General features: G+C 72.9%; 2 protein-coding genes. Both read left to right on the top strand.

What is annotated here, in order from left to right:
• Nucleotides 1–1,135: non-ribosomal peptide synthetase (locus tag ADK54_RS05000; RefSeq protein WP_159047627.1), on the top strand; the 1,135-nt coding region annotated here is incomplete at its 5' end.
• Nucleotides 1,136–1,148: 13 nt separating this feature from the next.
• A complete protein-coding gene (locus ADK54_RS04995; protein WP_053724278.1) occupies nucleotides 1,149–8,285 on the top strand; it encodes an amino acid adenylation domain-containing protein in 7,137 nt (2,378 codons plus the stop codon).
• Nucleotides 8,286–8,344 lie beyond the last annotated feature (59 nt).

The following is an 8,344-nucleotide window of genomic DNA, read 5'->3' as shown; positions in this document are numbered from 1 at the left end:
ACTTGAGGTGGTTCCCTCGCTGCTGCGGGCCGCCCTGGACGCCTGGGAGACCACGGGGGACTTCCCCGTTCTGCCCGCCCTGCGCCACCTGGTCGTCACCGGTGAGGCCCTGCCCGCGGACGTGTGCGAGCGCTGGTTCGCCCGCTACCCGCACATCCCGATCGTCAATGCCTACGGCCCCACCGAGTGCTCGGACGACGTCACGCACGCCGTCCTCACCCCGCACAGCGAGCTCGGCGCCCGCGTTCCCATCGGCCGCGTCGTGCGCAACACCCGCCTGTACGTCCTCGACGACTACCTGCGCCTCGTGCCCGTCGGCACACCGGGCGAACTGTACGTCGCGGGCACCGGCGTGGGCCGCGGCTACCTGGGCGATCCGGGGCGCACCGCCGTGACGTTCGTCGCGGACCCCTTCGGCGCGGTGGGCGAGCGGATGTACCGGACGGGGGACCGCGTGGTCCACCGGCCGGACGGCCAACTGGAGTTCCTGGAACGGCTCGACCACCAGGTCAAGATCCGCGGGCGGCGCATCGAACTCGGTGAGATCGAGGCCGTGTTGAGGGCGGTCGGCGGGGTGACGGACACGGCCGTGCAGGCGGTCCCCGACGACGGCGGGCGCAAGCGGCTCGTCGGCTACCTCGTCGGTCCCGCCACCGTCGAGCACGCACGGGCGGCGCTGGCGGAGGTGCTGCCGGACTACATGGTGCCGGCCGAGTTCATGACCCTGGAGGCACTGCCGCTGACGGCCAACGGCAAGGTGGACCGCAAGGCGCTGCCGGTGCCGGACCGGGCGGGCGTTGCCGCGACGACGGGGCGGGCGCCGCGTACCCCCGAGGAGCGGGCGCTGTGCGCCGCGTTCGCCGAGGTGCTGAACCTGGACTCGGTCACGGCGGACGACGACTTCTTCGCGCTGGGCGGCGACAGCATCAGCTCCATACAGGTCGTGGGCCGGGCCCGCAGGGCAGGCCTCACCATCACCCCGCGCGATGTCTTCACCCGCAAGACGCCCGCGGCCCTCGCCGCCGCCGCACGACCCGCGGCGGAGCCCGCGCCGGCCCCCGCCGTGTCCGACCAGCCGCTGGTCTCGCTGTCACAGGAAGAACTCGCCGAGTTCGACCTCGAATTCGGTGAATGAGGAAGAAGACGTCATGAAGCGTTCGAACATCAGCGATGTGCTGCCCCTGGTGCCGCTGCAGAAGGGGCTGCTGTTCCTCTCCGAGTACGACCCCCGGCAGGCGGACGTGTACTCCCTCCAGCTGACCGTCGATCTCGAAGGGGATCTGGACGGCGCGGCCCTGCGCTCCGCCTGTGAACAGCTGCTGCACCGGCACCCGAACCTGCGGGCCTGTTTCCGCCGCAGATCCTCCGGCGATCCGGTCCAACTCGTCCTGAAGGACGTCGAGTTGCCGTGGCAGGACCTCGACCTGCCGGACGCGGACGCCGACGCGCTGCGCGCCGTGGCCGACGAGGAACGTCACCGCGGCTTCGACCTCGCGCGCCCGCCGCTGATGCGCTGCGTCCTGGTGCGCCAGGGGGCCGGACGGCACCGCTTCGTGTGGACGATCCATCACAGCCTTCTCGACGGCTGGTCCCTGCCGATGCTCATCCAGGAGCTGTTCACCCTCTACGCGGCGGACGGACGAGACACGGGCCTTGCGGATGTCGCTCCGTACCGCGACTACCTGGCCTTCATGGAGGCGCAGGACACCGAAGCCGCACTCGCCGCCTGGAAGCACGCGCTGGCCGGCCTCGACGAGCCCACCCGCCTCGTACCGGCCACCCCCGCCGACTCCGCCGGGCGGGCCCCGGTCATGCCGCTTTCGCTGACCATCGAGGTCCCCGGCCCTCTGGCGGCGGAGCTGGGCGCGCGGGCCCGGAGCCTCGGGGTCACCCTCAACACCGTCTTCCAGGGCGCCTGGGCGATCCTGCTCGGCGGCCTGACCGGTCGCGACGACGTCGTCTTCGGCACCGTCACCTCCGGCCGCCCGGCCGAACTTCCTGGCGTCGAGACGATGGTGGGCCTGTTCGCCAACACCGTCCCCGTCCGGGTGTTCACCCGCCCCGACCAGTCCGTGGCCGCGCTGCTCGCCGACATTCAGGACCGGCAGTCCGCGCTGATGCCGTACGAGCACGTGGGCCTCGCCGACATCCAGAACCAGGCGGGTACGGGAGAACTCTTCGACACCCTCCTGCTGTTCCAGAGCTACCCCATGGACGAGGAGGGCCTTGCCGCGTCGCTGCCCGGCCTGCGCGTCGTCGACGCGGACATCCGCTCCGTCACCCACTACCCGCTCGCCCTTGCCGTGCTGCCGGGTCCGGACGGGAGCCTGAGCCTGCGCTTCGACTACGCACCGGAGCAACTTGCTGGCAGTGAGGTTGAGTTGATGGGGCGTCGACTCCTCGGCGTACTGGAGGCGGTGGCCTCCGATCCCGGACGGCCGACGGCCCGTACCGGCGTGCTGACACCCCAGGAGTCCCGGCAGATCCGGTCGGACTGGAACGACACCGCCGGGGAGACGGCGCCCGGCCTGCTGCCGCGAACGTTCGAGGCGCGGGTCCGCGAGACACCGCAGGACATCGCCGTCGTCTGCCAGGGCGCCGAACTCACCTACCGCGAGCTGAACGCGCGCGCCAACCGGCTCGCCCACGCCCTCGTCGAGCAGGGCGCCGGCCCCGGGCAGACCGTGGCCATCGCGCTGCCGAGGTCCAACGACCTGGTGGTGGCGGCCCTCGCGGTGCTGAAGTCGGGCGCCGCCTACCTGCCCGTCGACCCCGACCACCCGGCCGAGCGCATCGCGTTCATGCTCGCCGACACCCGCCCGGTCCTGGCCCTGACCGCCGCCGGAACGCACACCGCGCTGTACACCACCGACGGGCCCGCGCTCGCGTACTGGGACCTCGACGACGCCGCCATCCAGGCCGGCCTGGATGCCTTCCCGGTCACGGACCTCCCCGACAGGACACGACCGCTCCACTCCGACGACGTCGCCTACGTGCTGTTCACCTCCGGCTCCACGGGCCGACCCAAGGGCGTCGTGGTCACCCACGGCGGCCTGGCCAACGTCCTGGAGGACATGCGCGGCCGGTACGGCCTCTCCCGGGGCGAGGTGTTCCTGGCAGTCACCACCTTCGGGTTCGACATCGCCAACACCGAACTGTTCGTACCGCTGCTCAGCGGCGCGCGGCTCTACCTCGCCGACCGCGACACGGTCCGCGACCCCGCCGCCCTCGCCGAGGCCGTCCTCGCCTGCGGCGCGACCGCCATGCAGGCCACGCCCAGCCTGTGGCAGACGCTGCTCGCCGAAGAAGCCCCCGACAGCCTGGGCGCCGTGCGCTGCTTCGTCGGCGGCGAGGCCCTGAGCGAGCCGCTGGCCGAGGAACTGCGCAAGGCGACGGCCGGCGTCACGAACCTGTACGGGCCGACCGAGACCACCATCTGGTCCACCGCGGCCCGCGTTGACGGCACCCGCCCCGGCGCACCCGCCATCGGCACCCCGCTCCTGAACACCCGCGTATACGTCCTTGACGCGTGGCTGCGCCCGGTCCCGGCCACAGTGCCGGGCGAGCTGTACATCGCGGGCGCGGGCCTCGCCCGCGGCTACCTGAACCGCCCCGGCCTCACGGCGGAGCGGTTCGTGGCGGACCCGTACGGAGAGCCCGGGACCCGCATGTACCGCACCGGCGACCTCGTACGGTGGGGCGCGGACGGCCATCTCGAATACCTCGGCCGCTCTGACCACCAGGTGAAGGTGCGCGGCTTCCGCATCGAACTCGGCGAGATCGAGAACGCGTTGACCCGCCACCCCGGCGTCGCACAGGCCGTGGTGACCGTCCGCGAGGACCAGCCCGGCGAGCAGCTCCTCGTCGGCTACGTGGTGCCGACGGCCGCCGCGCCGACGCCCGCCGAATTCCGTACCCACCTGGCCGGCCTGCTCCCCGAATACATGGTCCCGTCCGCGTTCGTCGCACTCGACGTCCTGCCGCTCACGCCCAACGGGAAGGTGGACCGCAAGGCGCTGCCCGGCCCCGACCTCGGGCCCCGGTCCGGCGGCCGGGCCGTGCGCAGCCCGCAGGAGGAGCTCCTGTGCCAGGTGTTCGCCGAGGTCCTCGGGCTTGCGGGGATCGGTCCCGACGACGACTTCTTCGAGCACGGCGGCCACTCCCTGCTCGCCGCCCGCGTCCTGAGCCGGGTACGGGCCGTCCTCGGCGCGGAACTCCCGGTCCGCGCGCTGTTCGACGCGCGGACCCCGGCCAAGCTCGCCGCCCGACTGCCGGGGGCCGAAGCCGCCCGCCCGGTGCTGCGCCCGGTCGACGTACGCCCCGAGACGGTGCCGCTGTCCTTCGCCCAGCAGCGGCTGTGGTTCCTCAACCAGCTCGACGACGCCCACGGCACGTACAACATCTCGCTGGGCCTGCGCCTGACCGGCCGCCTCGATGTCCCGGCGCTGAGCGCGGCACTCGACGACCTCGTGGGCCGTCACGAGACGCTGCGCACGGTCTTCCCCGACACCGACGGCGCCCCGCGCCAGCACGTGCTCGCCGATCCCCGTTTCGCACTGCGCCAGGAGCCCGTCGCCGAGTCCGCGCTCCAGGGGATGCTGTCCGCCGAGGCGGCCCGGGGCTTCGACCTGGCGCGGGACATCCCCCTGCGGGCCCGCCTGTTCACCTTGGCCGACGACCACCACGTCCTGCTGCTCGTCCTGCACCACATCGCGGGCGACGGCTGGTCCCTGAAGCCGCTCGCCGACGACCTCGGCCACGCCTACCGCGCGCGCCGCGCGGGCGAGACCCCCACCTGGCGGCCGCTGCCCGTCCAGTACGCCGACTACACCTTGCGCCAGCGTGAACTGCTCGGCGACGAGAGTGATCCCGACAGCGTCGCGGCCCGCCAACTCACCTACTGGAAGGCCGCGTTGGCCGGAGTCCCCGAGGAGATCGAGCTGCCCGCCGACTTCTCGCGGCCCCCGGTCACCACGCACGAGGGGGCCGAGCACGCCGATGTCATCGGACCCGAACTGCACGCCAGGCTGGCCGAGCTGGCGCGAAACCGGGGCGTGAGCCTGTTCATGGTCGTACAGGCCGCGCTCGCCGCGCTGCTCACCAAGCTGGGCGCCGGGGAGGACATCCCCCTGGGCAGCCCCGTCGCCGGCCGCACGGACGAGGCGCTCGACGACCTCGTGGGCTTCTTCACCAACACCCTCGTGCTGCGCACGGACACCTCCGGCGACCCCGCGTTCGGGGAACTGCTGCGCCGCGTACGGGAGACGGACCTGGCGGCCTACGAGCACCAGGACCTGCCGTTCGAGCGCCTGGTGGAGGTCGTCAACCCGGCGCGCTCGCCGGCCAGGCAGCCCCTGTTCCAGGTCATGCTGGCCTTCCAGAACACGGCCGGGGCCGCGCTGTCGCTGCCGGGCCTGGTGGCGGCCACCGAGCCGGTCGCCGCCACCACGGCCAAGTTCGACCTCGCGTTCCAGCTGTCCGAGCGGGGGACCGAGGGCGAGCCGGGCGGCCTCGACGTCCTGGTCGAATACAGCACCGATCTCTTCCGCCCGGACACCGTGGAGCAGCTCACCCGCCGCTTCGTACGGCTCCTGGAGACGGTCGTGGCCGACCCCGAGACGACGCTCAGCCGCATCGACGTACTGGACGCGGAGGAGCGGCACCGGATGGTCGAGGAGTGGAACAGCGCCACCACCGACGTGTCCCCGCTGACCCTGCCGGAGATGTTCCAGGCGCACGCGGCGCGGCAACCGGACCACCCGGCCGTCGTGTTCCGCGCCGAGGAGGTCACCTACCGCGAGCTCAACGCGCGCGCCAACCGCCTCGCCAGGCTGCTCGTCGCGCGCGGAGCCGGACCGGGCCGGACCGTCGGCCTGATGATCCCGCGCTCGGTCGACATGGTCGTCGCGGTCCTGGCCGTACTGAAGTCCGGCGCGGCCTATCTGCCCATCGACCCGGACTACCCGGCCGACCGCATCACCTACATGCTGGGCGACGCCGCCCCGAACTGTGTGGTCACCGTCCCGGAGAAGGCAGCGGTCCTGGCCGGATCCGGCACGGACACCGTCGTCCTGGACGGCGCCGCCCCGGCCACCGGCGACACCGACCTCACCGACGCTGAACGCCTGCGCCCGCTCACCCGACGGGACGCCGCCTACGTCATCTACACCTCGGGCTCGACCGGCCGCCCCAAAGGCGTCGTCGTCGAGCACGCCGGGGTGGCCGCGCTGCACGCCGACCACGTGGCGCGCTTCGGCGTAGGCCCGCACACGCGGATGCTCCAGTTCGCCTCGCCGAGCTTCGACGCGGCGTCCGTGGAGATGTTCGTCCCGCTGCTCGGCGGCGGCACCGTGGTCCTCACGACCCCCGAGAGCCGGGCCCCCGGCGAGCCGCTCGCCGAACTGATCGCCGGCCACGGCGTGAACCTCGCCGTGCTGCCACCCGTCGTCCTGGCCGCGTTCCCCGAGGACATCACGCTGCCCGACGACCTGACCCTGATCACCGCGGGCGAGGCCTGCCCGCCGGAGGCCGCGGCCCGCTGGTCGGCCGGCCGCACCATGGTCAACTGCTACGGCCCGACCGAGTCCACGGTGTGCGCCACCTCCAGCGGCCCCCTGTCGGGCACGGCCAAGCCGACCATCGGGCGGCCCCTCGCCAACACCCGCGCATACGTCCTGGACGCCTGGCTGCGCCCGGTCGCCCCCGGCGTGGTGGGCGAGCTGTACATCGCCGGAGCGCAGCTGGCCCGCGGCTACCTGAACCGCCCGGGCCTGACCGCCGAGCGCTTCGTCGCGGACCCGTACGGGGCACCGGGCAGCCGCATGTACCGCACCGGCGACCTCGTACGGTGGTGTGCCGAGGGGGAGTTGGACTACCTCGGCCGGGCCGACCACCAGGTGAAGGTGCGCGGCTTCCGCATCGAACTCGGCGAGGTCGAGCAGGCCCTGGGCAGCTGCCCGGGGGTGACCCAGGCCGTCGCCGTGGTCCGCGAGGACACGCCGGGCGAGCGCCGCCTGACCGCCTACGTCGTGGCTCGCGGCGTCTCCCGCACGGAGCTGCGCGCCCACCTCGCCGGGCTGTTGCCCGACTACATGGTGCCCACCGCCTTCGTGGCGCTCGACGCGCTGCCGCTGACCCCCAACGGGAAGGTGGACCGCAAGGCGCTGCCCGCCCCCGACCCGGCGGCGATGGCCGCCCGGGCCGGCAGGGCGTCGCGCACGCCGCGGGAGGAGATCCTGTGCGTGGTGTTCGCCGAAGTGCTCGGCCTGCCCCAGGTGTTCGCCGACGCGGACTTCTTCGAACTCGGCGGCGACAGCATCCGCTCGGTGCAGGTCGTCGCCCGCGCCCGCAAGGCGGGCCTGGACCTCGCACCGGCCGACGTCTTCCGGCACCGGTCCGTACAGGCCCTGGCCGCCGTCGCCGAACGGGCCGCCCACGCGCCGGGCGCCACCTTCCTCGACCGGATCGGGCGGGAGCTGGAGGACCGGGCCACCGAGGGGCCGGTGTTCGACCCCTTCGCCGCGGTGCTGCCGATCCGGCCCTCGGGAGACCGGCCGCCGCTGTTCTGCGTCCACGGCGGCATGGGCTTCAGCCTCCCCTACCTGGGCCTGACCGGCCTCATCGGCGAGCGCCACCCCATCTACGGACTCCAGGCACCCGGCGGCCCCAGCCCGCTCCCGGGGAGCATCGAACAGGTCGCCGCGGAATACGTCGGGCGCCTCAGAAAGGTCCAGCCGACCGGCCCGTACCACCTGCTCGGCTGGTCCTACGGCGGCCTGGTGGCACACGAGATGGCCGCCCAACTCCAGGCCGCGGGCGAGGAGGTGGCCCTGCTCGCCAACCTGGACGGCTACCCGGCCGGCCAGGACGATCCGGCCCCCACCGACGCGGAACTGCTCGACGCCGTACTGGAGTACTGCGGCCTCGACCGCGCGGAGAGCCCCGGGGAGCCGACACCCGCAGAGGTCGCCGACGCCCTGCGCCACGACGGCAGCCCCCTGGCGGAACTCGACGTCCCCTCGCTCCTTGAGGGGATGCGCAACCGCATCGACCTGGTACGGCAGTTCAAGCCGGGGAACGTCGCCGGGAAGATGCTGCTCTTCGTCGCGGCCCTGGGCCTCGACGGCGAGGAGAGCGCCGCCAAGCGGCGGGCCTGGGCGCCGCACGTATCGGGCGCGGTGGAGACCCACGAGGTGCCGTGCGGCCACGAATTCATGATGCATTCGGGACCGCAGGCCCATATCGGCCGCGTCATAGCCGCCGAACTCGACCGTCTGCACACCTGACATCCCCGTAATAGGGGTCCTGAAAAAGTCCGGAAATTACGAGAACTGGAGAAGAGAAC

The organism is Streptomyces sp. WM6378 (assembly GCF_001279695.1).
Classification (GTDB): Bacteria; Actinomycetota; Actinomycetes; order Streptomycetales; family Streptomycetaceae; genus Streptomyces.
This window is presented reverse-complemented; position numbering and strand designations above follow the sequence as displayed.

Bases quoted from the DNA above. Each gene is read 5' to 3' on its own strand.
- ADK54_RS04995 (WP_053724278.1), top strand. From the start codon at position 1,149: ATGAAGCGTTCGAACATCAGCGATGTGCTGCCCCTGGTGCCGCTGCAG.